24 protein-coding genes are annotated in these 20,422 nt (G+C 35.9%); 12 read left to right on the forward strand and 12 right to left on the reverse strand.

The genetic code is table 11. The features are described 5' to 3' along the window. Window positions 1–43: 43 nt before the first annotated feature. From ACTCAF_RS02420 to nifT, 5 genes are all read left to right on the forward strand, one after another. On the forward strand, window positions 44–832 hold the full coding sequence (locus ACTCAF_RS02420) for an NAD(+)--dinitrogen-reductase ADP-D-ribosyltransferase (RefSeq protein ID WP_463061712.1): 789 nt from the start codon (window positions 44–46) through the stop codon (window positions 830–832). A 195-nt stretch (window positions 833–1,027) separates the two neighbouring features. Further along, window positions 1,028–1,897: a nitrogenase iron protein gene (nifH, locus tag ACTCAF_RS02425; RefSeq protein WP_463061713.1), complete on the forward strand. Its 870-nt coding sequence runs from the start codon at window positions 1,028–1,030 to the stop codon at window positions 1,895–1,897. 14 nt (window positions 1,898–1,911) lie between these two features. Next, the gene (gene nifD, locus ACTCAF_RS02430; RefSeq protein ID WP_463061714.1) at window positions 1,912–3,357 is read left to right on the forward strand and encodes a nitrogenase molybdenum-iron protein alpha chain; all 1,446 of its coding nucleotides are present in this window, start codon (window positions 1,912–1,914) and stop codon (window positions 3,355–3,357) included. A 1-nt stretch (window position 3,358) separates the two neighbouring features. After that, window positions 3,359–4,870, forward strand: coding sequence for a nitrogenase molybdenum-iron protein subunit beta (gene nifK, locus ACTCAF_RS02435; RefSeq protein ID WP_463061715.1), 1,512 nt, complete (start codon window positions 3,359–3,361; stop codon window positions 4,868–4,870). A gap of 44 nt (window positions 4,871–4,914) precedes the next feature. Beyond that, on the forward strand, window positions 4,915–5,115 hold the full coding sequence (gene nifT, locus ACTCAF_RS02440) for a putative nitrogen fixation protein NifT (protein WP_463061716.1): 201 nt from the start codon (window positions 4,915–4,917) through the stop codon (window positions 5,113–5,115). Between the two features lie 5 nt (window positions 5,116–5,120). Here the strand turns inward: nifT and ACTCAF_RS02445 are convergent, their stop codons facing one another. The 3 genes from ACTCAF_RS02445 to modA are packed head-to-tail and all read right to left on the reverse strand — an operon-like array spanning window position 5,121 to window position 7,351. Next, window positions 5,121–5,921, reverse strand: a complete 801-nt coding sequence (locus tag ACTCAF_RS02445) for an ABC transporter ATP-binding protein (RefSeq protein WP_463061717.1) — start codon at window positions 5,919–5,921, stop codon at window positions 5,121–5,123. A 2-nt stretch (window positions 5,922–5,923) separates the two neighbouring features. Further along, window positions 5,924–6,613, reverse strand: a complete 690-nt coding sequence (gene modB, locus ACTCAF_RS02450) for a molybdate ABC transporter permease subunit (protein ID WP_463061718.1) — start codon at window positions 6,611–6,613, stop codon at window positions 5,924–5,926. Window positions 6,614–6,616: 3 nt separating this feature from the next. Then, window positions 6,617–7,351 (reverse strand): molybdate ABC transporter substrate-binding protein, encoded by a 735-nt coding sequence (modA, locus tag ACTCAF_RS02455; RefSeq protein ID WP_463061719.1) that lies wholly within the window; start codon window positions 7,349–7,351, stop codon window positions 6,617–6,619. Between the two features lie 199 nt (window positions 7,352–7,550). On the opposite strand from modA, the gene msrB reads away from it, so the two are divergent. Together msrB and ACTCAF_RS02465 are read left to right on the forward strand one after the other, a co-directional pair. Further along, window positions 7,551–8,516: a peptide-methionine (R)-S-oxide reductase MsrB gene (gene msrB / locus ACTCAF_RS02460; protein WP_463061720.1), complete on the forward strand. Its 966-nt coding sequence runs from the start codon at window positions 7,551–7,553 to the stop codon at window positions 8,514–8,516. A gap of 117 nt (window positions 8,517–8,633) precedes the next feature. Beyond that, window positions 8,634–9,920, forward strand: coding sequence for a pyridoxal phosphate-dependent aminotransferase (locus ACTCAF_RS02465; protein WP_463061721.1), 1,287 nt, complete (start codon window positions 8,634–8,636; stop codon window positions 9,918–9,920). On the opposite strand, the gene ACTCAF_RS02470 is transcribed toward ACTCAF_RS02465, so the two are convergent. The 9 genes from ACTCAF_RS02470 to rplU all read right to left on the reverse strand — a co-directional run bounded on the left by ACTCAF_RS02470 (window position 9,917) and on the right by rplU (window position 16,830). Next, window positions 9,917–10,648, reverse strand: a complete 732-nt coding sequence (locus ACTCAF_RS02470) for a septal ring lytic transglycosylase RlpA family protein (RefSeq protein WP_463061722.1) — start codon at window positions 10,646–10,648, stop codon at window positions 9,917–9,919. The genes ACTCAF_RS02465 and ACTCAF_RS02470 overlap by 4 nt on opposite strands. After that, entirely contained in the window at window positions 10,596–11,657 is a 1,062-nt protein-coding gene (gene mnmH, locus ACTCAF_RS02475) for a tRNA 2-selenouridine(34) synthase MnmH (protein ID WP_463061723.1), read from the reverse strand. The genes ACTCAF_RS02470 and mnmH overlap by 53 nt, the downstream gene beginning before the upstream one ends. Continuing rightward, a complete protein-coding gene (locus ACTCAF_RS02480; RefSeq protein ID WP_463061724.1) occupies window positions 11,657–12,550 on the reverse strand; it encodes a selenium metabolism-associated LysR family transcriptional regulator in 894 nt (297 codons plus the stop codon). The genes mnmH and ACTCAF_RS02480 overlap by 1 nt, the downstream gene beginning before the upstream one ends. A gap of 129 nt (window positions 12,551–12,679) precedes the next feature. Continuing rightward, a complete protein-coding gene (locus ACTCAF_RS02485) occupies window positions 12,680–14,164 on the reverse strand; it encodes a leucyl aminopeptidase family protein (RefSeq protein WP_463061725.1) in 1,485 nt (494 codons plus the stop codon). Between the two features lie 16 nt (window positions 14,165–14,180). Then, window positions 14,181–14,696, reverse strand: coding sequence for a peptide deformylase (gene def, locus ACTCAF_RS02490; protein WP_463061726.1), 516 nt, complete (start codon window positions 14,694–14,696; stop codon window positions 14,181–14,183). 39 nt (window positions 14,697–14,735) lie between these two features. Next, a complete protein-coding gene (locus ACTCAF_RS02495) occupies window positions 14,736–15,170 on the reverse strand; it encodes a DciA family protein (RefSeq protein ID WP_463061727.1) in 435 nt (144 codons plus the stop codon). Next, window positions 15,154–16,170 (reverse strand): GTPase ObgE, encoded by a 1,017-nt coding sequence (obgE, locus tag ACTCAF_RS02500; protein WP_463061728.1) that lies wholly within the window; start codon window positions 16,168–16,170, stop codon window positions 15,154–15,156. The genes ACTCAF_RS02495 and obgE overlap by 17 nt, the downstream gene beginning before the upstream one ends. A 71-nt stretch (window positions 16,171–16,241) precedes the next feature. Continuing rightward, window positions 16,242–16,505 (reverse strand): 50S ribosomal protein L27, encoded by a 264-nt coding sequence (gene rpmA, locus ACTCAF_RS02505; RefSeq protein ID WP_463061729.1) that lies wholly within the window; start codon window positions 16,503–16,505, stop codon window positions 16,242–16,244. A 10-nt stretch (window positions 16,506–16,515) separates the two neighbouring features. Beyond that, on the reverse strand, window positions 16,516–16,830 hold the full coding sequence (gene rplU, locus ACTCAF_RS02510) for a 50S ribosomal protein L21 (protein WP_463061730.1): 315 nt from the start codon (window positions 16,828–16,830) through the stop codon (window positions 16,516–16,518). A gap of 159 nt (window positions 16,831–16,989) precedes the next feature. Between rplU and ACTCAF_RS02515 the strand changes: the two genes are divergently transcribed. The 5 genes from ACTCAF_RS02515 to ACTCAF_RS02535 form a co-directional block, all read left to right on the forward strand. Continuing rightward, the gene (locus ACTCAF_RS02515) at window positions 16,990–17,496 is read left to right on the forward strand and encodes a YceD family protein (RefSeq protein ID WP_463061731.1); all 507 of its coding nucleotides are present in this window, start codon (window positions 16,990–16,992) and stop codon (window positions 17,494–17,496) included. 18 nt (window positions 17,497–17,514) lie between these two features. Then, window positions 17,515–17,697 carry a 50S ribosomal protein L32 gene (rpmF, locus tag ACTCAF_RS02520; RefSeq protein ID WP_242820453.1) on the forward strand — a complete coding sequence of 61 codons (183 nt, stop codon included), beginning with the start codon at window positions 17,515–17,517 and terminating at the stop codon, window positions 17,695–17,697. Between the two features lie 5 nt (window positions 17,698–17,702). After that, window positions 17,703–18,782, forward strand: a complete 1,080-nt coding sequence (plsX, locus tag ACTCAF_RS02525) for a phosphate acyltransferase PlsX (protein WP_463061732.1) — start codon at window positions 17,703–17,705, stop codon at window positions 18,780–18,782. 14 nt (window positions 18,783–18,796) lie between these two features. Continuing rightward, window positions 18,797–19,768, forward strand: a complete 972-nt coding sequence (locus ACTCAF_RS02530; RefSeq protein ID WP_463061733.1) for a beta-ketoacyl-ACP synthase III — start codon at window positions 18,797–18,799, stop codon at window positions 19,766–19,768. Between the two features lie 7 nt (window positions 19,769–19,775). Continuing rightward, a partial coding sequence (locus ACTCAF_RS02535) for an ACP S-malonyltransferase (protein WP_463061734.1) occupies window positions 19,776–20,422 on the forward strand: 647 nt, incomplete at its 3' end.

Below are 20,422 nucleotides of genomic sequence, written 5' to 3' on the forward strand. Positions count from 1 at the left end.
GCTTTCCATTTGAATTTTAGCCTCTGTTATGTTAAATTAAATTATGATTAAGCAAATTTATTGCCATAAGATAAATAAGGCAAATTTACCTCCTTATCTATTAATTGATGAGGGTTATAACAATGCAGGGGATGATTTAAGTTTATTAATAGATGGGGTAATCGAATATCATCCGGACCTTTTTGAAAGAATTACCGGTTGCGGTGACCCTGTAGAAGCCTCTGAAATATTTCTAAACTATATGAATGAATTATTTCATCTGAAAGAGAAAGTAAATGGAAAATATGTAAATAGTTACTTGAAAGTTTTAAGGGGTTGGTTATTTGACTCAAACAGTAAGGAAGGTGCGGTTATTAAAGGCTGGGTTGAGTCAAGGTTTGGAATTATTCCCAACTTTCATAAACAAAAAATTAATTCTGCCAATGATGAAGCATATTATAATTATTTGATGGAAAGAATGGGTTCAAGCTCCAGTAAGAATCTCATAGAACACCAGTTTGACCTGCTTTATACATATAATCAATATGCAATAAAAACCTTTTTTAAGAATTCAAAAAAGCTGATAAAAGTTTATAAAGGTGTTAATAGTCTCGAAGAATTTTTTATAAAGTCTGAAGAAAAAGACAGAAAGATTATGATGCTTAACAATGTCACATCATTTACCACCGATAGAGAGATTGCATGTACATTTGGTGATTACATTATTGAAACAGAAGTCCATTATACAAAAATAATTTTTATCCCGGAGCTTTTTCCATTGATAAAATTTTTTGGTGAGTCGGAGATTATCGCAATCGGAGGTTTTTACAACACCAGAGTATGCTATATTTAAGTTAACTTTCATTTAATCTTTATTCGTTGAGAAGAAACAGTGAACATGTAATGATTGTTACAAATGTAACATTTTAATGGTATGCAAATAAACAAAAAACAAACCCGATTTTCTAACTAATTGATATATAATGGTTCCGATTATCTGGCATATTTATTGATTAATTACCTTCATAAAACATTTATGGAGGTTAATATGGCGAAATTAAGACAAATAGCATTTTACGGAAAAGGTGGAATAGGCAAATCGACAACATCTCAAAACACTATAGCAGCTATGGCTGAAATGGGTAAAAAAGTTATGATTGTTGGGTGTGATCCAAAAGCTGATTCCACAAGGCTAATATTGCACACAAAAGCTCAGGCGACAATTATGGAGCTTGCTGCTGAAGCTGGTTCTGTTGAGGACCTCGAACTTGATGATGTTTTGAAAGAAGGTTTTCTTGGAATAAAATGTGTAGAGGCAGGTGGTCCTGAGCCAGGGGTAGGTTGTGCAGGTAGAGGAGTTATTACGGCTATTAACTTTCTTGAGGAAGAAGGTGCCTATGAGGAGGAGCTTGATTTTGTATCATACGATGTACTTGGTGATGTTGTTTGCGGAGGGTTTGCAATGCCAATACGGGAAGGCAAAGCTCAGGAAATTTATATTGTAGCATCCGGTGAAATGATGGCAATGTATGCTGCCAACAATATATCAAGAGGTATTTTAAAGTACGCAAACAGCGGTGGTGTGAGGCTTGGCGGGATAATATGCAATGAGAGGAAAACCGACAGAGAAAGAGAGCTTGTCTCCGAGCTTGCAAAAAGACTTTCCAGTCAGATGATTCATTTTGTACCAAGGGATAATGTGGTGCAACATGCCGAACTTAGAAGGATGACAGTGGTTGAATATGATCCAAGTTGCAAGCAGGCGGATGAATATAGGGCACTTGCAAACAAAATCATCAATAATCAGCTATTTGTAATTCCTACACCGGTTACTATGCAGGAGCTGGAAGATCTTCTCATGGAATATGGTATTTTGAAAGAGGATGATGAGAATATCGGTAAAAGTAAAACTGCTTAAAAAAGGAGTAGTATATGCCAGAGAAAACAACTGTTTATAAAGATTTCATAGAGGATACTCTTAAAGAGTATCCCGAAAAGAGCAAAAAAGAAAGGGCAAAACATATTGCAATTATTGAGCCAGGGGACACCTCTTGCTCTGTTAAATCCAACAAGAAGAGTTTACCTGGTGTAATGACAATCAGAGGGTGCGCTTATGCCGGTTCTAAAGGGGTTGTATGGGGTCCGGTGAAGGATATGGTTCACATCAGCCACGGACCTGTAGGATGTGGTCAGTATTCCTGGGGTACAAGAAGGAACTATTATAATGGTATTACAGGTATAAACTCTTTCGGTATGATGCAAATAACGTCAGATTTTCAGGAAAAGGACATTGTTTTTGGTGGTGATAAAAAACTATCAAAAATTATTGATGAGCTGGAAGAGATGTTCCCTTTAAGTAAGGGTATCTCAATCCAGTCTGAATGTCCAATAGGACTAATAGGTGATGATATTGAGGCAGTTGCAAGAAAAAAGAGTGAAGAGATAAAAAAAACTATAATACCGGTGAGATGTGAAGGTTTTAGAGGTGTAAGTCAGTCCCTTGGCCATCATATTGCAAATGATGCATTGAGAGATTGGGTTTATGAAAAGGATGTTAAGGGGGCTGATGTTGAAGATAGTAAATATAACGTAGCGCTTATGGGAGACTACAATATAGGTGGCGATGCGTGGAGTTCCAGAAAAATACTCGAAGATATGGGACTGAAAGTAATTTCCCAATCTACAGGCGACAGTACTTTAAGTGAGCTTGCAAATATCAAAAAAGCAAAACTGGTATTGCTTCATTGTTACAGGTCTATGAACTATGTAGCAAGGTATCTTGAGGAGAAATTTCAGGTGCCCTGGCTTGAGTTTAATTTTTTTGGGCCCACTCAAATCTTTCAAAGTATGCGTAAGATTGCAGAGCATTTTGATGAAAAAATAAAAGAGCGAACAGAGTATTTGATCAATGAGGTATATGGGCCTAAGCTGCAAAAGATAACGGATAAATATTTTCCAAAAATTAAAGGGAAAAAGGTTGTTCTGTATGTAGGTGGATTAAGACCAAGACATATTATCCCGGCCTTTCAGGATCTTGGTGCTGAGGTTATTATGACAGGTTACGAGTTTGCACACAATGATGATTACCAGAGAACACTTGAGTACCTAAATGATACAACAATTATTGTGGATGATATGACGGAATATGAGCTTGAAAAGACAATCAAAAAACTTAAGCCAGACCTTTTTGGTTCGGGGATTAAAGAAAAATATCAGGTACAAAAATCAGGAGTACCATTCAGACAGATGCATTCATGGGATTATTCCGGTCCATATCATGGTATTGATGGATATGAGATCTTTGCAAAAGATGTAGATATGGCCATTAACGGCTATATCTGGAAAAAAATTACTCCTCCATGGGAGAAAGGAGCTTAAAATGAAAGGTTGTGAAGGTATTTGCAATATAACAATGTTTAATGAAGAAAGTTATAAGACTCTCTTCAATAATAAAAAAAATTATGAAGATGGACATGATGATAAAAAAGTAAAAAGTGTTTTAGAATACACAAAAACGAAAGAGTATATGGAGAAAAATTTCAGTAGGGAAGCTGTCGTCATAAACCCCCTTAAAGCCTGCCAGCCCCTTGGAGCATTCTATGCTGCTATAGGTTTTGAAAATACCCTTCCATATTTGCATGGTTCTCAGGGGTGTGCGGCATATTTCCGCTCGCACTTTTCAAGACATTTCAAAGAACCGTTTCCAGCGGTATCAGATTCAATGACTGAAGATGCAGCAGTTTTCGGAGGTCATAAAAATATATATGAGGGGCTCAAAAATAGTTACAAACTTTATAAGCCTGAAATAATAGGTATGTGCACATCCTGTATGGCTGAAGTAATAGGGGATGACATATCATCATTTGTAAATAATGCAAAGTCACAGGGTGATATCCCTAAAGACGTTGATGTTGTAACTGCACATACACCTTCGTTTGTAGGTTCCCATATTACTGGATATGATAATATGCTTTACGAGTTTATCAAATATTTTGGAGATGAACTTTCGGCAAAGCATGAAAAGATAAACGTATTCTTAGGTTTTGACACTTACGTAGGAGATTTTACGGAGATTAAAAGAATATTTTCCCTATTTGGTGTGGAATATACTATTATCTCTGACCCTTCTGAGATGCTAAATTCTCCTGCAGATGGGAATTATAAAATGTTTCGTGGGGGTACAAAAATAGAAGAGCTGAAAAAAGCCCCTGGTGCAAAAGGAGCAATATTTTTGCAAACCTATTCAATGTCAAAGACTATTCAGCACGTAAAAAATCAATGGGGACAGGTTGCAAGAATAATAAATCCAATAGGACTTAAAGGTTTTGATGACCTTTTGGTGGCTATTTCCGAGCTTACAGGTAAGGAAATTCCGGAAGAATTAAAGTCTGAAAGAGGTAAGTTTGTGGACGCTATAACCGATTCTTACTATCACGTTTATGGTAAAAGGTTTGCAGTCACAGGCGATCCTGATATTGCATATGGTCTTACAAGATTTATCCTTGAGCTTGGTGGTGAGCCTGTTCATATTTTGGTTACCAATGCAAATAAGAAATTTACAAAAGAGATGAATAAACTTCTCGAAGAATTTTCAAAAGAGGATTCATGTAAAGTTTATCCAGAAAAGGACATGTGGCATCTGAGATCATTAATGTTTGTTGAACCGGTAGATTATCTTATTGGCAATACATTTACTAAACTTGTAGCCAGAGATACGGATACGCCTCTTATAAGAATAGGTTTTCCGATTTTTGATAGACACCACTTACATAGATATCCGGTGATTGGTTATCAAGGAGGGATAAACCTTTTAAACTGGATAGTTAATGGTATACTTGAAGATATAGACAATAAAACAAAAGATTCTTCCAATTTTGACATAGTAAGGTAAACCGGGGGGCAATCCCCCCGTTAATAATATTGGGGGTATTAAATATGAAGGTTATAGTTAATTTTAAAGAAGGTCAGTATAGTGTATATGTTCCCAAAAAAGATATAGAGGCGAATGTTGTAAAGATTGAAAAAGAAGGTTTGTTTGGCGGTAAATTATATCTTGAAAATGGGATGACAGTTTATATTGAGCCTCAAAATGAAACTGTTGTTTTCCCGAAAACTTTTGATGCGAAAAAGTTGTAACAGGTTCATTTTTTTATGACTATCCTGGCAATAAATGTATTTTCGTCTATCTGCTCCAGATTATCATGAGAAATGATAGTATTTTCTAAAAAAATTTTTTTATTGTCGTCTGTAGCAATCAACTTAGAAGGTTCAAGATTAAAAGTTTCAGATGGTTTGCCATGACTTTTAATCTTCCCTTCGTCAATAATAATACATTTGTTACAAAGTTTAAAAATTTGTCTGACATCGTGGGATACAATAAATGTTTTTAGTTTAAGTAGCTTATGTATTTGCAACAATTCATCCTGAATTTTTTCGCCTATATTTTTATCAAGTGCGCTAAATGGTTCATCCAGTAATAAAATTTTAGGTTTTCTAACAATAGCTCTTACAATTGCCACTCTTTGTTTTTGGCCTCCACTTAAATTATCCGGGTATGAGTTTTTAAGGTTTTTCAAATTTACCATATCCAGAAAGTAATCTATCAATTTTTCATCGTAATTTTTTCCAATAGCATATTTGATATTTTCTTTGACTGTCATATTTGGAAAAAGTGCATAGTCCTGAAAAACAAACCCAATGTTTCTCTTTTGTATGGGAATATTAATATTACGCTTGCTATCAAACCATACATCACCTTTTACTGAGATAAACCCTTTGTCGGGTGTTGTTAGCCCCGCAATTATTCTAAGTAGTGTTGTTTTTCCTGAACCGCTTGGGCCATAAATAGCGGTAAAATCGTGTTTGTCGAGCTCCAGATCAACATCAAGTATAAAATTTCTCAATTTTTGTGTATAATGCTTTGTTACAGATATTTTTATCATTTTCAAATCCTGCTAATTCTTCTGTTTATAAAATATATTGTTAATAATAATGCAAATGATAATAAAAATAGGGTGATAGAATATTTGTGGGCCATAGTAAAATTAAGAGATTCAAATTCATCGTAAATTGCGATACTTGCCACCTTTGTCTCATTGGGGATATTTCCGCCAACCATCAGTACGATACCAAACTCACCTATCGTATGTGCAAATGTTATTGCAGATGCAGAGATAATATTGTTTTTGATACATGGTATCTGAACCTTCAAAAATGTTGTAAGTCTGCTTTTGCCAAGTGAATAGGAAGCTTCTTTGAGAGAAGCAGGCAACAGATTGATAGCATTGTATATTGGATTGATCATAAAAGGCAAAGAGAAAAATACCGAAGCAAGTACAATCCCTTCAAAAGTAAAAGCGAGACTGAAGTCGAAAGTTTCATTTAAGAGTTTGCCTAATTTACTTCTTGGGCTGAAAATAATCAGCAGATAAAATCCTATCACCGAAGGTGGCAAAACTATTGGTAGAGTAACCAGTGTTTCTATCAATGGCTTTAATTTTTTAAATGTTTTGTTTTCCTGGCAATCATTTGATAAGATGTAAACTATTATTAATCCTATAACAAGAAGTATTGATGTGGTATAAAACGCAAGCTTAAAAGTAACAGTTAGTGTGCTAATAAATTCACTTTCCATTGTTTAACCCCCATTTACATCAAAACCCTGAGAAACAAGAATTTTTTTTACTTTGCCGGATTTTATAAAGTCATATATTTTTTTTGCTTCGAGGTTTTCTTCGCCGTAAATTGTTAAAATCATTGCCTGTTTTATTGGCGAATAATGATTTTTGTCCAATTTAAGTAATTTATTTTTAAATTCCGGTTCGTTTGCCACAAGAGGGTATGCCACAAACGCCACATCAGCGTTTTCTGTTTTTATATACTGTACTACCTGAATCAGATCCTGGCCGGTAACAATTTTATCTTTAATATTATCATACAAACCGGTATTTTTCATATATTCCATTGCTGCAATACCGTATGGGGCAAGCTTTGGGTTTGCTATTGCAATGGTTTTTGCTTTCAGGAGATAATCTATTGATTTGTTATGTTCACTTTTAAAAAGTAGTGCTAATGCACCTTCAGCGTAAATCTCACCTGACCTTTTGGAAAGTCTGTTTTTATAAACTTCTTCAGGGTATTTTTCATCAGCAGATATAAAAATATCATATTTTGCGCCATTTAACAGCTGAAAAAAACCTTTGCCGGAACTGCCGTATATCGCTTGAATCTCGATATTTTTGTTGTTTTTTTTATATTCGTCCAATATTAACTTAAACGAGTTTTTCATACTTCCGGCAATATAAATTTTTACTGTTTCTGCAAAACTGGTCAAAGAAATGGTAAATGCCACAAAAAATAACAAAAGCTTCATATTTTCCCCCTTTTTTTAAAATAATACGCAAAAATTGTGCCTGATAATTAAAAGGTATTTTTGTAAAAAACATTTCAAACTTTACAATTATTACAAAAATATGATTTAACCTTGAAGTTTTCTAAATAAACCATATCTTGGCAGTATGAAAAAGATAATATTTTTGACAATAACAATTTTTATATTTTCGGGGTTGGCTATGGCTAAAGTTTATGAAAAGGCTACTTTTGCAGGTGGTTGTTTTTGGTGTATTGAAGAGGCATTTGAAAAAATTGATGGAGTAATCGAGGCAGTTTCAGGTTATACGGGTGGGCATGTTGAAAATCCTACATATAGAGATGTGTCAAGTGGATACACCGGTCATTTTGAGGCAGTCGAAGTTACGTATGACCCTCTAAAAGTTAGTTATGAAGACTTATTGAATGTATTTTGGCAAAATGTAGATCCTACGGATGACGGCGGTCAATTTGTAGACAGAGGTAGTCAATATCATACTGCAATATTTTATCATAACGATACTCAAAAAAGACTTGCAGAAGAATCAAAGAACAGAATTGCAAATTCCGGTAGATTTGACAAACCGATAGCAACCCAGATACTTGAAGCAAAAAAGTTTTATAAAGCTGAAGATTATCACCAGGATTATTATAAAAAAGATAAATTCAACTACAAAATGTATAAGCTTAATTCAGGCAGGATGACATATTTAAATAAAGTGTGGAAAAATGACAAAGAGAAAAAGGAAGAGCTTAAAAAGAGATTGACTCCATTGCAATATAAAGTAACCCAGGAAAATAGCACTGAGCCTCCGTTTAATAATGAATATTGGAACAATAAAAAAGCCGGTATTTATGTTGACGTAGTTTCAGGTGAACCCCTTTTTAGTTCGACCGATAAGTTTGACTCAGGCACAGGTTGGCCAAGCTTTACTAAGCCTATTACTGATGATGCAGTCTATACAAAAGAAGATATAAGCTTTTTTATGGTAAGAAATGAAGTTAGAAGTAAAAAAGCCGATTCCCATTTGGGGCATGTATTTACTGATGGTCCAGAGCCAACTGGCTTAAGGTATTGTATAAATTCTGCAGCATTAAGATTTATACCGGTTGAAGATATGGAAAAAGAAGGTTATGGAGAATATCTTTATCTCTTTAATCAAAAATAAATGCTTGCTTTCAGTTGACTGATCTAAACAAAATTAAATAACTGCACACTATTTATCATTGACTTTTTTCTCAAAATGAGTAAATGTCGACAATCGACAATTTGAAAGGAGATTACAATGGGGCTATCAAACATCAATCTTAATTTAAATGTAAGAGGTTTGCCAGTATCGGCAACTCTTGATATCAATGAAAAGAGTAATAGACTCTTGGCAGAAGGGAAGCAGATTTATAAATTTGGTCTGGGTCAATCACCATTTCCCGTTCCTCAGGTAGTTGTAAATGAACTTAGAAACAATGCTCATCAGAAAGACTACCTACCCGTGAGAGGTTTTCAACCGCTAAGGGATGCGATAGCATCTTATCTAAACAAAAGTCACAATTTGAATTTTTCTGGCGAGGACATAATTGTTGGGCCTGGTTCAAAAGAACTTATGTTTATTATTCAGCTTGTATATTACGGCGACCTCTTGATACCAACACCGAGCTGGGTTTCGTATGCCCCTCAGGCTGAGATTATCGGCAGGCATGTATACTGGATTAAGACTTCAGAAGACAATAAATGGCTCCTTACAGCTGAAGAATTAGATAGATTTTGCAAGGATGACCCCACAAGACCAAGGCTTCTGATTTTAAATTATCCCAATAATCCCACCGGGCTTACTTATACAAAGGATGAACTTAAGTCAATTGCGGATGTCGCCAAAAAGTATAACCTTATTATCCTCTCAGATGAGATCTATGGCGAGACGCATCATGATGGCAATCATTACTCCATCGCAAAGTTTTACCCTGAAGGCACAATTATAAGCACGGGACTCAGTAAATGGTGTGGCGCCGGTGGGTGGCGTCTTGGTACGTTTGCATTTCCAAAAAATTTAAGATGGCTTCTTGATGCAATGGCCGTGGTGGCAAGCGAAACATTTACTTCAACATCAGCGCCTATTCAATACGCAGCGGTTAGAGCGTTTCAGGGAGGTATTGAAATTGAAAGATATTTGTGGAACTCAAGAAGGATTTTAAAGGCACTTGGTAACTATATGTATGAAAAGTTTGTTGAGACCGGTATATCTGTTGATAGGCCGGAAGGTGCTTTTTATATGTTTCCAAGTTTTAAAAATTTTAGAGATAAATTACTGTCAAAATCTATTGATACAAGCGCCAAAATGTGTACAACAATACTTGAAGAGACCGGAGTGGCTATTCTGCCTGGTTCAGCTTTTGGTAGACCTACTGATGAATTTACTGCACGACTTGCCTACGTGGATTTTGATGGAGCCAGGGCGATAGCTTCTGCAGAAGTTATGGCAAAGGATAAGGAGCTTGACATCGAATTTCTCGAAAGAAATTGTGAAAAAGTACTTATTGCAACCGAAAAGATTTGCGACTGGTTTAAAAGTCTTTAGTCGGCAACGATAAATGCTTGAGGATACTTGTAAGAAATTTTTCTTAAAGTGTCCTCAGCTTTCTTTCTGCTTTCGAACTTTCCAACCCAAACTCTGTAAAAATAGTCATTTTTTACAAATACTTTTTTTATGATTGCACTATCAAAATTGTTTTTAGCCCTAATAGCGTATTCATAATTTTTGAAAGAGCCTATCTGAATGTAAAAATTGCCATTGTCAAGATTTATAGACTTTCCGTGGTAAACGTAAGTCTCAGGGTTTTCACTGAGCAGTTCAATTTTCACTTTTGCAAGCCCTTTACCTGCAAAGCCTAATTCTTCAGCCCCCTTGTATGATAAATCGATAATTCTCCCTTTTACAAAAGGTCCTCTGTCATTTATCCTGACTACAACTTCTTTTCCATTTTCAAGATTTTTTACCAATACCATTGAACCAAGTGGCAAGGTTTTGTGTGCCGCTGTGAGGTCAAACATATCAAATTTTTCTCCTGTAGCTGTTAATTTTCCATGCTCTTCCTTGCCATACCATGACGCAAGACCATACTGCTCAAATTCTTTAACACTTTTAAGCGGATAATATTTTATACCCCTAATGATATATGGCTTTCCATATACTGCTTCAGAATATGAGCTTTTGGGGGGCACTTTTTGTAATTTTGTCCCACAAGCAAAAATGTTAAGCAGAAGAAACAGGAGTAGAAATGCTTTTATAAATTTTGATAAGTTCATCCACAGTATCCTCTAAACTTTTTAAAGTGATATTATAATCAAATCCATCGCCCAACCCCTTTTTATATAAAGGGTCATAATAATAAAGCATTATTTGCCTGGTAAATTCCCGGAAATTCTTTTTATGTAAAAGATATCTCAAATTCTCAAAAAAGTCTTTGCTGACATAATGTTTTATATTTTCAAGACAGCTTAGGATTTCATTTTCATAAAGCTCCGGTTTGTAGGATTTTATTGCAAAATCAATTCTGAAATCAATGTCTGCATCAATCAATATTTTAATTGAACTTTTTATTTTTTGAAAAATGGTTTTTGGTACTGTTATTTTACCTATCTTACTACTTTCCCCTTCAGTAAAATAAATATTGCTTTTCCCTTTATAAATATCAAAAAAAAGCTCACTTTCAAACTTTTTTTGAGTAATCTGAGGATATTCTGCCTCACCTATGTGTCCAAATACAGAGCCTTTGTGCCTTGCATATTTTTCCAGGTTTAATACCGGAAGACCTTTTTGTCTTAGCAGTTCAAGAAGCTCGGTTTTGCCTGAGCAGGTAGGTCCGAATAATGTTATAAATTTTATATTTTTATCAATATGTTCAAGGTAGTTTATTACATATTTTCGATATGACTTGTATCCGCCGTTCAATTTCGATGCGGTAATTCCCGCAAGTCTTGCAAAGCTTACGGAAGCTTCACTTCTTAATCCGCCCCTCCAGCAATATATTATTACAGGTTTTCTTTTTTCGTACACTTGTTGTATTTGCCTGATAAATTGGGGCAGTTTTGGGGAAACAATATCAACCCCTCTAAGTTTTGCCTTTTCGGGTCCTTCATGTTTATAAATAATTCCAATTTCTTTTCTTTCCCGGTCATCCAGTAATGGTATGTTAACAGCAGATGGTATATGGTCTTGAATGTATTCCGAAGGGGATCTTACATCAATAATACTAAAATTTTCGATCCCAGCTTCAATTACTTCTTCTATTGTCAAGTTACCTTTAATTCCCATTAAATTCGTTCTTTAAATGCAAAGTCTATAAACTGTTTTAGAAGCTTTTTGTTGGACTTTTTCTTACTATATACCAGGAAAATGTCTTTTTCCACCATGAGGTCGGTGATGGTTACCCCTTTTATTTCGCCTGAGCACACCTCTTTTTGTATAGCCATTTCACTTATAAAACCTATTCCGAGTTTACTTTTGATCCCCTGTATCACTGCATGAGTAGTCCTGAAGGTTGCTACAGAGTTTAGGCTTTCAAAATCATACCCTTTTTGCTTCAAAGCAAGCTCAACTGCAGCCCGTGTACCAGAGCCGATATCCCTTACAATAAACGGCTCATTCATTATTTCATCCAGAAAAATACTGTCGCGGGTATAAAAGGGATGCCCCTGATAAACACCAAGAACAATTTTATCTTTAATAAATAATCTGTAATCCAGGTCTTTTTTAGGAATTTTTCTTGTTACAAGGGCAAGGTCAAGGACACCATCTGCAACCCTTTGAACCATTGTTTGTGAGTTTCCAACATCAAAGTTAAAGTATGTTTTTGGAAACTCTTTTTTAAACTCACTTAATAGCTTAGGGATAACTATTTCTGAGATAATAGTACTTGAACCTATTCTGAGACTTCCGCTTACTTCATTTAAAAATTCTTTTACAGCCTCATGAGACCTTTCTCTTAAATCTATCATATCAACTGCATATGGAAAAAGTACCTGCCCAACTTCGGTAAGAACAACTTCTTTGGAAAGTCTGTCAAATAGCTTTACATTCAATTCTTCTTCAAGGGTATTAATATGAGTTGATATGGTAGGCTGACTCAAAAGCAGTTTTTCAGCCGCTTTGGAAAAAGATTTATATTTTGCTACATACACAAAGGCTTCAATCTGTTTAAAATCCATAAATGCCCCCTTTTAAATGAAGGATATATTATATTATTGAAAAAATCAATAATTGAGTTGTGAGTTTAATTTTAAACATAATATAAAGTATTTGGCTGGCCGTGATATAAAAAATGACCAGCCAGATTGCTATTTTATATTTCTTATTAAGTCGTGAAGTAGCCTCAGCCCAAAACCTGAAGCACCTTCCCCGTAAAATGGGTGTTTTTCTTCAATATATGCAGTCCCTGCGATATCAAAATGTATCCATGGTGTATTTGATACAAATTCGTTCAAAAACAAAGCACCTATAATTGTGCCTGCTTCCCCTTTTTTTGTAGCAATATTTTGAATATCGGCAACTTTGCTTTTTATCCTCTTTTTGTATTCTTTGTATAGAGGTAGCATCCACACATCCTCCCCGGTGTATTCTGAGGAATCGAAGACTGCTTCGGCAAGTTCATCGCTGTTTGAGAAAAATGCGGCACAAAAACTGCCAAGTGCAACCACACATGCACCGGTGAGTGTTGCAAGATCGATAATTTTGTCTGACTTTTCCTCGACGGCAGTTGCAATGGCATCAGCAAGAATCAATCTCCCTTCAGCGTCGGTATTTAATATTTCCACAGTTTTTCCTGATTTTGACTTTATTATGTCAGATGGTCTGTAAGCAGTTTGTCCAATAGTGTTTTCTACCAGAGGTATATAAAAATTGACATTTATTTTTTCATTAAGTGAAGCAATAAGCTTTGCAATTCCAAGTGCGGTAGCTCCCCCTGCCATATCTGTCTTCATAGTTTCTATGTGGCCTGTGGGTTTTAAGTTGGTACCACCTGAGTCAAAGGTTACCCCTTTACCAACTACAGCAATATGTTTATCAGAGTTGGGATCCCCTTTGTAATAAATTTTCAATAGTGCTGGTTTGTTCTCACTTCCTGAACCAACTGTATAAATTAGATTAAGCCCTTCTTTTTTCAAATCTTCACCTGAAATGGCAACAATTTTACACTTTTTAGATTCAAGCTCCTTTTTTGCAATATTGCAAAACCTTTCAGGGGTAAGCTCATTTGCCGGAAGATTTACCAGGTCTTTTACCAAAAAGCTTGCATCAGCAAATTTTTCTATTTCTATAAATACATTGTCGAATTTTGCAGTGTCTGTTTTGAACCTTGAGTATAGTGCTATTTCAAGGTTTCTACAGTCAAAATCTTTGGTGGTTTTAAACTTATCAAAAACATAGATTCCGTTAATCACACCGTTTAAAACAAGTTTTGTGTATTCAGCATAATTTCTTTTACCAAAAGTATCTTCCGGTATTACAATGACAGGTTTATTTATTTTCCTGGCTTTGATGTATTCACCATATAAAAACCCCAATTTCAGAAGATCCTGAACGCCAAATAATCTGGGGATAAATCCTATAATGATTTTAACCGCATTATTGTTTTTTACAAATGATATTTCTTGTAATTTTGGCTCTTCAATATCTTCTTTTGTTTCACCCAAAAGTTTTACGATTGTTTCAAATTCTTTTTTGTTAAAATATCTTTTCAGTATATCTGTGTTTTCAATAATGCTGATAAATACATAATTGGATTTTTCAAAAGTGGTTTTTTCTGTAAATTTGATTTTCATTTTACCCTCTCTTGGATTAGCTGTTTTGTTTCTGAAATTTTAGTTTTTTTCTTACTCTCTTTTTTATAAATTCCCTCTTTAAAGGGCTTATTTTATCGATAAAAAGTACTCCGTCAAGATGATCAATTTCATGTTGGAAAGCTCTTGCAAGAAGGCCGTCTGCTTCAATGATATGCTCAACTGAATTTTCATCAAGAAACTTTACTTTAATTTTTTCTGCCCTTTTCACTTCCGCATATTCTTCCGGAACACTCAGGCACCCTTCTTCGCCAACTACTTCACCATCCATTTCCAGTATTTCGGGGTTTACTATTTTCATAAGTCCGCTTTTTTCTTCAGGACCGGTGATATCAATAACAATCACCCTTTTGTTTACGCCTACCTGGGGTGCAGCCAGACCAATCCCCGGTGCGTTGTACATTGTTTCTGCCATATTATCCAAAAGTTCTTTTATATTATCGTCAACTGTCTCAACAGGTGTACTCTTTTTTCTCAATACTTCATCCGGAAAAGTTTTTATCTCAAGTATCATTTTTGCCTCCGTTTTAAACATAATATATGCAAATTAGAATTATTCAAGAAATAAACTGTCTTCGTAAGAATAATTCCTGAAATACCCTTCCATAGCAGATTTGACTTTTACCTGCAATTCTTTATCATTTATGTTCTTTGTGAGTCTTTCAATAATTTTTTTCTCTTTTTCGGTTATCTGTCTGAAAGCAACCTCTTCAGATTCAAATTTTTTATAATTGACAAAAAATTTAATATCACTGATTTTAAAATGTGTTGGCAATTTCTGGAGGATATCTTCTTTTAAAAAGCTTAATTCGTGTTGCCATATCGGATCAAAAACCAGAACATTCAAAACATTTTTATTTATCCTGACAGGGAGAGTTACTCTGGATATCTGGTCACCAACGACTTTTTTCCAGACAGCATTTATTTGAATGATGGAACGAAGACTTTTAGAAAGGTTTTTTTCAAAAAAATCAGATAGCTTTTTCATTATTGTATGCTAATAGTTTTTCCTCAATAAGTTCAATTAATTTTTCAGTGTTTTTTCTTGTAATGGAGGAAATTTCAACATAATTGCCGCTTAACTTATTATTTTCGATAAATTTTCTAAAAAGGTTAAGTTCCTTTTCGTTGGCGGCGTCAATTTTGGTGGATACGATTATTTCTTTTTTTTCAAAAAGCTCCATCGAGTATTTTTTTATTTCATTTCTAATAATATTGTACCTTTCAATCATCGAACTATCTTCAGAGCAATCGATAAAATGGACAAGCAGTTTTGTTCTTTCCATATGTTTTAAAAACCTTATGCCAAGCCCTACACCTTCGTGCGCACCTTCAATAAGTCCCGGCATATCTGCGATAACAAATGAATGTATTTTTTTGCCTTTAACCACTCCGAGATTTGGATGCAATGTAGTAAAAGGGTAATCAGCCACTTTTGGTTTTGCGGCAGAAACTACCGAGATAAATGTCGATTTACCGGCATTTGGAAAGCCTATAATCCCTACGTCAGCTATAAGTTTAAGCTCAAGGAGCAAATTGAATTCTTCCCCTTTTTGCCCGTCTTCAGCATATCTTGGGGCTCTCTTGGTTGGAGTTACAAAAGCCATATTCCCCCTTCCACCTTTTCCACCCCTTGCAACTATCTCTTTTTGGCCATGAGCGATAATATCAGCAAGTATCTCATCATTGTCGGCATTTTTTATTACAGTCCCAAGCGGTACTTTAATTATTAAATCCTGACCATTTTTGCCATTTTGGTCTTTACCCCGACCATGCTCACCTCTTTCTGCTTTATAAATGTGCAGATAGTTGAGGTCAAAAAGTGTGTGCTTTGAATTGTCCCCCTCAAAGATTATATTTCCGCCGTCCCCGCCATGTCCGCCATCGGGGCCGCCTCTTGGGACATATTTTTCCCTGCGGAAACTTACACACCCATTTCCACCATCTCCAGCTTTTACTTTAATTTTGATTTCATCAATGAATTTCATAATAACATTATAACAAAAAGCCCCTCTTTTGAAAAGAGGGGCCATTAATCTTTAGTTATTTTTTGTATAAATTAGTTAGCAGCTTCAGAGTAAACTGATATGAATTTACCTTTTCTGCCCTTATCTTCAAATTTTACCAATCCATCTGTGAGTGCAAAAAGGGTGTAATCCTTACCGCAGCCAACATTATTACCTGGTTTAAACTGCGTTCCTCTCTGTCTGACGAGGATGTTGCCAGCTCTGACAACCTGGCCTTCAAACTTTTTTACACCAAGTCTTTTACTTTGACTGTCTCTGCCGTTTCTGGTACTACCACCAGCTTTCTTGTGAGCCATCTATATCCTCCTAACCAACTTTTATATCTTTAATTCTGACTTTTGTAAGATACTGCCTGTGCCCTTGCTTCTTTTTGTAATCTTTTCTTCTTTTTCTTTTAAAAACAATTATCTTTTCTCCTCTTGTTTGCTCAAGAACCTCAGCTTCTACCAAAGCACCTTGAACAACAGGACTTCCAACTGTTAATTCACCGTCTTTTGAAACAGCGAGTATGTTTTCAAATTTAACAGCAGCACCTTTTTCAGCATCAATTTTTTCCACAGTGATAATATCTCCAGGTTTAACAGTAAACTGTTTTCCTCCGGTTTTAACTATTGCAAACATCGCTTGACCTCCAATTTAAGCACAATCTTAGGGAAAAAGTCATATAACAGCATTGAAACTTTTAGTCAACAGAAAAGTTGCATATTTTTGAAAAATACGTTATTGACAATTATACCTCGATTAATTATAGTACTTCGCACTTTTTTCTAAGGTGGTGTAATGCGCATATATTTTGAACAGATTACCGAAGATGGTAAGAAATTTAGCTTATCCAAGAGTTTTAGTGTGGATGATACCGAATATATTGTAGATGTTTTTGAAGGTTTGATTTATCCGGCTGGTGAAGGCTTTTTGCTGGATGCAAAGCTAAAATTAAGAATAAATGATAACTGCGATAGATGTCTTGAAAGGTTTGAGGAAGCTTTTGAGGAAAGGGTTACAGTTGAAATAGTAAAGAGAGATAACGAGGCTGAAGAGAGTGTAGAGTTGACAGATGAGGATGTAGGTTTTTATATTGTTGAAGAAAGTGCAGTGGATCTTGATCATATTCTGATGCAGGAATCAGTGCTTTTGAGACCTTTCAAAAGGGTATGCAGTGAAGAGTGCAGAGGGATATGCTCGGGATGTGGTGCGAATTTGAATGTTGAAACCTGTAAATGTAAGCCGGATGTAGATGATAGATGGAAAGCTCTGGCTGATTTTATGCAGAAAGATAAAAACAAGTAGTATAAAAAGGAGAGAAATATGCCAAATCCAAAGGGAAAAAGTTCAAGATCAAAAAGAGGCGCAAGAAGAAGCCATATCAAGGCTACAGTGATGGGGTTTGCAAAATGTGATAATTGTGGTGAGTTGAAGCTTACTCACAGGGTTTGCCCATCATGTGGACACTATTCTAAAAAACAAGTTTTAAAAACAGAAGAAATTTAATCTGAATGAGAATTGTTGTTGATGCAATGGGGGGCGATTTTGCCCCCACTGAAGTGATTAGCGGAGCCGTTGAATCCATAAGGCAGTACGGGTACAATATTGTACTCGTAGGTGATGAAAGGCTTATAAATAAAGAGTTGTCTAAATACTCAAAATCAGATAGGGACAAGATATTTGTTGTTCATACTGAAGAGGCTGTGACCATGGAAGACAGCCCTTCGCAGGTAGTCAGAGGAAAGAGAAACTCATCCATTCACATAGCGTTAAAGATGCTTAAAAATGGGGAAGCCTCAGGTTTTTTCAGTGCCGGCAACACCGGCGCCATTATGGCTATCTCCAAGCTTTTTTTACGAACTATTGAAGGGGTCGATAGGCCGGCAATAGGGGCAGTCCTTCCTACAACGAAAGGGCATACTGTAATGCTCGATGTTGGGGCAAATGTGGATTGCAAACCGATACATTTTCTCCAGTTTGCAATTATGGGTTCTGCTTATGCAAAAATAGTACTTAATATTGATGACCCGACTGTAAAATTGCTTAGTATCGGTGAAGAAGACGTAAAAGGGAATGAGCTTACAAAATCAGTTTTCAAACTTTTACAAAATTCTGAAGGTATAAATTTTAGAGGAAATGTTGAAGGTAAGGAGATTTTTAAAGGTGTTTGTGATGTAATTGTGTGCGATGGTTTTGCTGGCAACATTGCTTTAAAGGCAAGCGAATCTGCTGCAGGATACATTTCAAAACTTTTAAAAGAGGAGTTGACAAGGAATTTTGTTTCCAAAATAGGTGCGCTCCTGGCAAAAGGAGCTTTTGATAGAATAAAAAAACGTGCCGATTATACAGAATACGGTGGTGCACCCCTTCTTGGGGTAAACGGTGTGGTTATTATAGGTCATGGTAGCTCAAATTCAAACGCTGTTAAGAATGGAATTAGGGTTGCTCATGAACTTGCCGAGCAAAAACTTACTGCTGTTATTGAAAAAAATATTAGAGATGGCTATTCAGCAATGAAAGTTGACAAAGGTGAAAGTTTCTGGAACAATATCAAGGAAAAACTGATTAAAATCAGTAAGAGCGAAGATTAATAGAAGGTGATGGAATGTATTCAAAAATAACTGGTACTGGCTCTTATTTCCCTGATAAGGTGCTAACTAATGCCGACCTGGAAAAGATTGTTGATACTTCCGATGAATGGATAACTTCCAGGACAGGTATTAAGGAAAGGCGTATTTCAGAAAACGAAACCACAAGTGATATGGCTTTTAAGGCTTCACTTGAAGCTATAAATAGTGCTGGACTGGAGTCAAAAGATATAGATGGTGTAATACTTGCAACATGTACACCTGATTATCTGATTCCATCATCTGCCTGTCTGCTTGCTGCCAAGCTAAATCTTAAAACTCCATATGCTTTTGACATAAATGCTGCCTGCTCGGGATTTATATATGCTCTTGGAGTAGCGGACTCTTTGATAAAAAATGGTCTTGGTAAGAATATACTTGTTGTTGGTGCAGAAAGGCTTAGTTCTATCATTGATTGGACTGACAGAAATACCTGTATTTTGCTTGGTGATGGAGCTGGTGCTGCTGTTTTGTCTGCAAGCAGTGAACCTGGCATCCGCTCCATTTGTATGCAGGCTGATGGTGAATATGCGGAGATACTAACCTGTAGGGCTGGTGGCAGCAATGCTCTTTATGACAGAGACAATTTTAATATCAAAGAAAATCTTTTCTTTATGAAAGGCAATGAGGTATTCAAAATAGCGGTCAGGTCAATGGCTGAAATTGCTGTTGAGGCGGTAGAAAAAAGTGGTCTTGCTCTTGAAGATGTGGATTATTTTATTCCGCACCAGGCAAATGTAAGGATCATTGATGCTGCGGCCAAAAGGCTGAAACTTGAACATGACAAGGTAATTATTACCCTTGATAAATTTGGTAACACTTCAGCAGCAACAATTCCTACTGCTCTTGATATATCTGTAAAATCAGGAAAGATAAAAAAGGGTGACAATGTTGTGTCTGCTGCGTTTGGCGGTGGACTAACCTGGGCATCAATATTCTTTACAATGTAGGTGTATTATGGGATTGGCTGTTATTTTCCCCGGACAGGGGTCTCAGTATGTGGGAATGGCAAAAGATTTTTACGAGAAATATGAAACTTCCAGGAATATTATTGATGAAGCTGTAACTGCCCTCGGGTTTGATTTAAAAAAAATAATGTTTGAAGGACCGGAAGAAGAACTGAAGCTTACTTTTAACACCCAGCCTGCGCTTCTTGCAGGAAGTATTGCAATATGGGAAGTGATTAAAGAAAAAATAAAGCCTGATGCTTTCGCTGGGCATTCTCTTGGTGAGTATACTGCCCTTGTTGCAGCTGAAGGGTTGTCTTTTGTGGATGCTGTAAAAGCTGTTCATAATAGAGGAAAATTTATGCAGGAGGCTGTTCCCGTTGGTACAGGAGCTATGGCTGCTGTTTTGGGCGGGGAAACCACAAAAATTGAAGAGCTGTGCAACAAATTATCAACAAATGGAAAAGTGGTCGAACCTGCAAATTACAACTGTAACGGACAGATTGTAGTGGCAGGGCATACTGAAGCAGTTGACAGTTTTATAGAAAATGTAAAAGAAACTGGCGCAAAAAGGGCTGTTAAGCTTCCTGTTAGTGCCCCATTTCATTGCTCACTCATGAGACCTGCTCAGGAAAAGATGAAAAAATACCTTGATGG

The sequence above is a fragment of the Deferrivibrio sp. genome (assembly GCF_055117995.1).

Excerpts from the sequence above, each read along its gene's own strand:
- ACTCAF_RS02420 (WP_463061712.1), top strand. The coding sequence starts at position 44 with ATGATTAAGCAAATTTATTGCCATAAGATAAATAAGGCAAATTTACCT.
- nifH (WP_463061713.1), top strand. The coding sequence starts at position 1,028 with ATGGCGAAATTAAGACAAATAGCATTTTACGGAAAAGGTGGAATAGGC.
- nifD (WP_463061714.1), top strand. The coding sequence starts at position 1,912 with ATGCCAGAGAAAACAACTGTTTATAAAGATTTCATAGAGGATACTCTT.
- nifK (WP_463061715.1), top strand. The coding sequence starts at position 3,359 with ATGAAAGGTTGTGAAGGTATTTGCAATATAACAATGTTTAATGAAGAA.
- nifT (WP_463061716.1), top strand. The coding sequence starts at position 4,915 with ATGAAGGTTATAGTTAATTTTAAAGAAGGTCAGTATAGTGTATATGTT.
- ACTCAF_RS02445 (WP_463061717.1), bottom strand. The coding sequence starts at position 5,921 with ATGATAAAAATATCTGTAACAAAGCATTATACACAAAAATTGAGAAAT.
- modB (WP_463061718.1), bottom strand. The coding sequence starts at position 6,613 with ATGGAAAGTGAATTTATTAGCACACTAACTGTTACTTTTAAGCTTGCG.
- modA (WP_463061719.1), bottom strand. The coding sequence starts at position 7,351 with ATGAAGCTTTTGTTATTTTTTGTGGCATTTACCATTTCTTTGACCAGT.
- msrB (WP_463061720.1), top strand. The coding sequence starts at position 7,551 with ATGGCTAAAGTTTATGAAAAGGCTACTTTTGCAGGTGGTTGTTTTTGG.
- ACTCAF_RS02465 (WP_463061721.1), top strand. The coding sequence starts at position 8,634 with ATGGGGCTATCAAACATCAATCTTAATTTAAATGTAAGAGGTTTGCCA.
- ACTCAF_RS02470 (WP_463061722.1), bottom strand. The coding sequence starts at position 10,648 with ATGAACTTATCAAAATTTATAAAAGCATTTCTACTCCTGTTTCTTCTG.
- mnmH (WP_463061723.1), bottom strand. The coding sequence starts at position 11,657 with ATGGGAATTAAAGGTAACTTGACAATAGAAGAAGTAATTGAAGCTGGG.
- ACTCAF_RS02480 (WP_463061724.1), bottom strand. The coding sequence starts at position 12,550 with ATGGATTTTAAACAGATTGAAGCCTTTGTGTATGTAGCAAAATATAAA.
- ACTCAF_RS02485 (WP_463061725.1), bottom strand. The coding sequence starts at position 14,164 with ATGAAAATCAAATTTACAGAAAAAACCACTTTTGAAAAATCCAATTAT.
- def (WP_463061726.1), bottom strand. The coding sequence starts at position 14,696 with ATGATACTTGAGATAAAAACTTTTCCGGATGAAGTATTGAGAAAAAAG.
- ACTCAF_RS02495 (WP_463061727.1), bottom strand. The coding sequence starts at position 15,170 with ATGAAAAAGCTATCTGATTTTTTTGAAAAAAACCTTTCTAAAAGTCTT.
- obgE (WP_463061728.1), bottom strand. The coding sequence starts at position 16,170 with ATGAAATTCATTGATGAAATCAAAATTAAAGTAAAAGCTGGAGATGGT.
- rpmA (WP_463061729.1), bottom strand. The coding sequence starts at position 16,505 with ATGGCTCACAAGAAAGCTGGTGGTAGTACCAGAAACGGCAGAGACAGT.
- rplU (WP_463061730.1), bottom strand. The coding sequence starts at position 16,830 with ATGTTTGCAATAGTTAAAACCGGAGGAAAACAGTTTACTGTTAAACCT.
- ACTCAF_RS02515 (WP_463061731.1), top strand. The coding sequence starts at position 16,990 with ATGCGCATATATTTTGAACAGATTACCGAAGATGGTAAGAAATTTAGC.
- rpmF (WP_242820453.1), top strand. The coding sequence starts at position 17,515 with ATGCCAAATCCAAAGGGAAAAAGTTCAAGATCAAAAAGAGGCGCAAGA.
- plsX (WP_463061732.1), top strand. The coding sequence starts at position 17,703 with ATGAGAATTGTTGTTGATGCAATGGGGGGCGATTTTGCCCCCACTGAA.
- ACTCAF_RS02530 (WP_463061733.1), top strand. The coding sequence starts at position 18,797 with ATGTATTCAAAAATAACTGGTACTGGCTCTTATTTCCCTGATAAGGTG.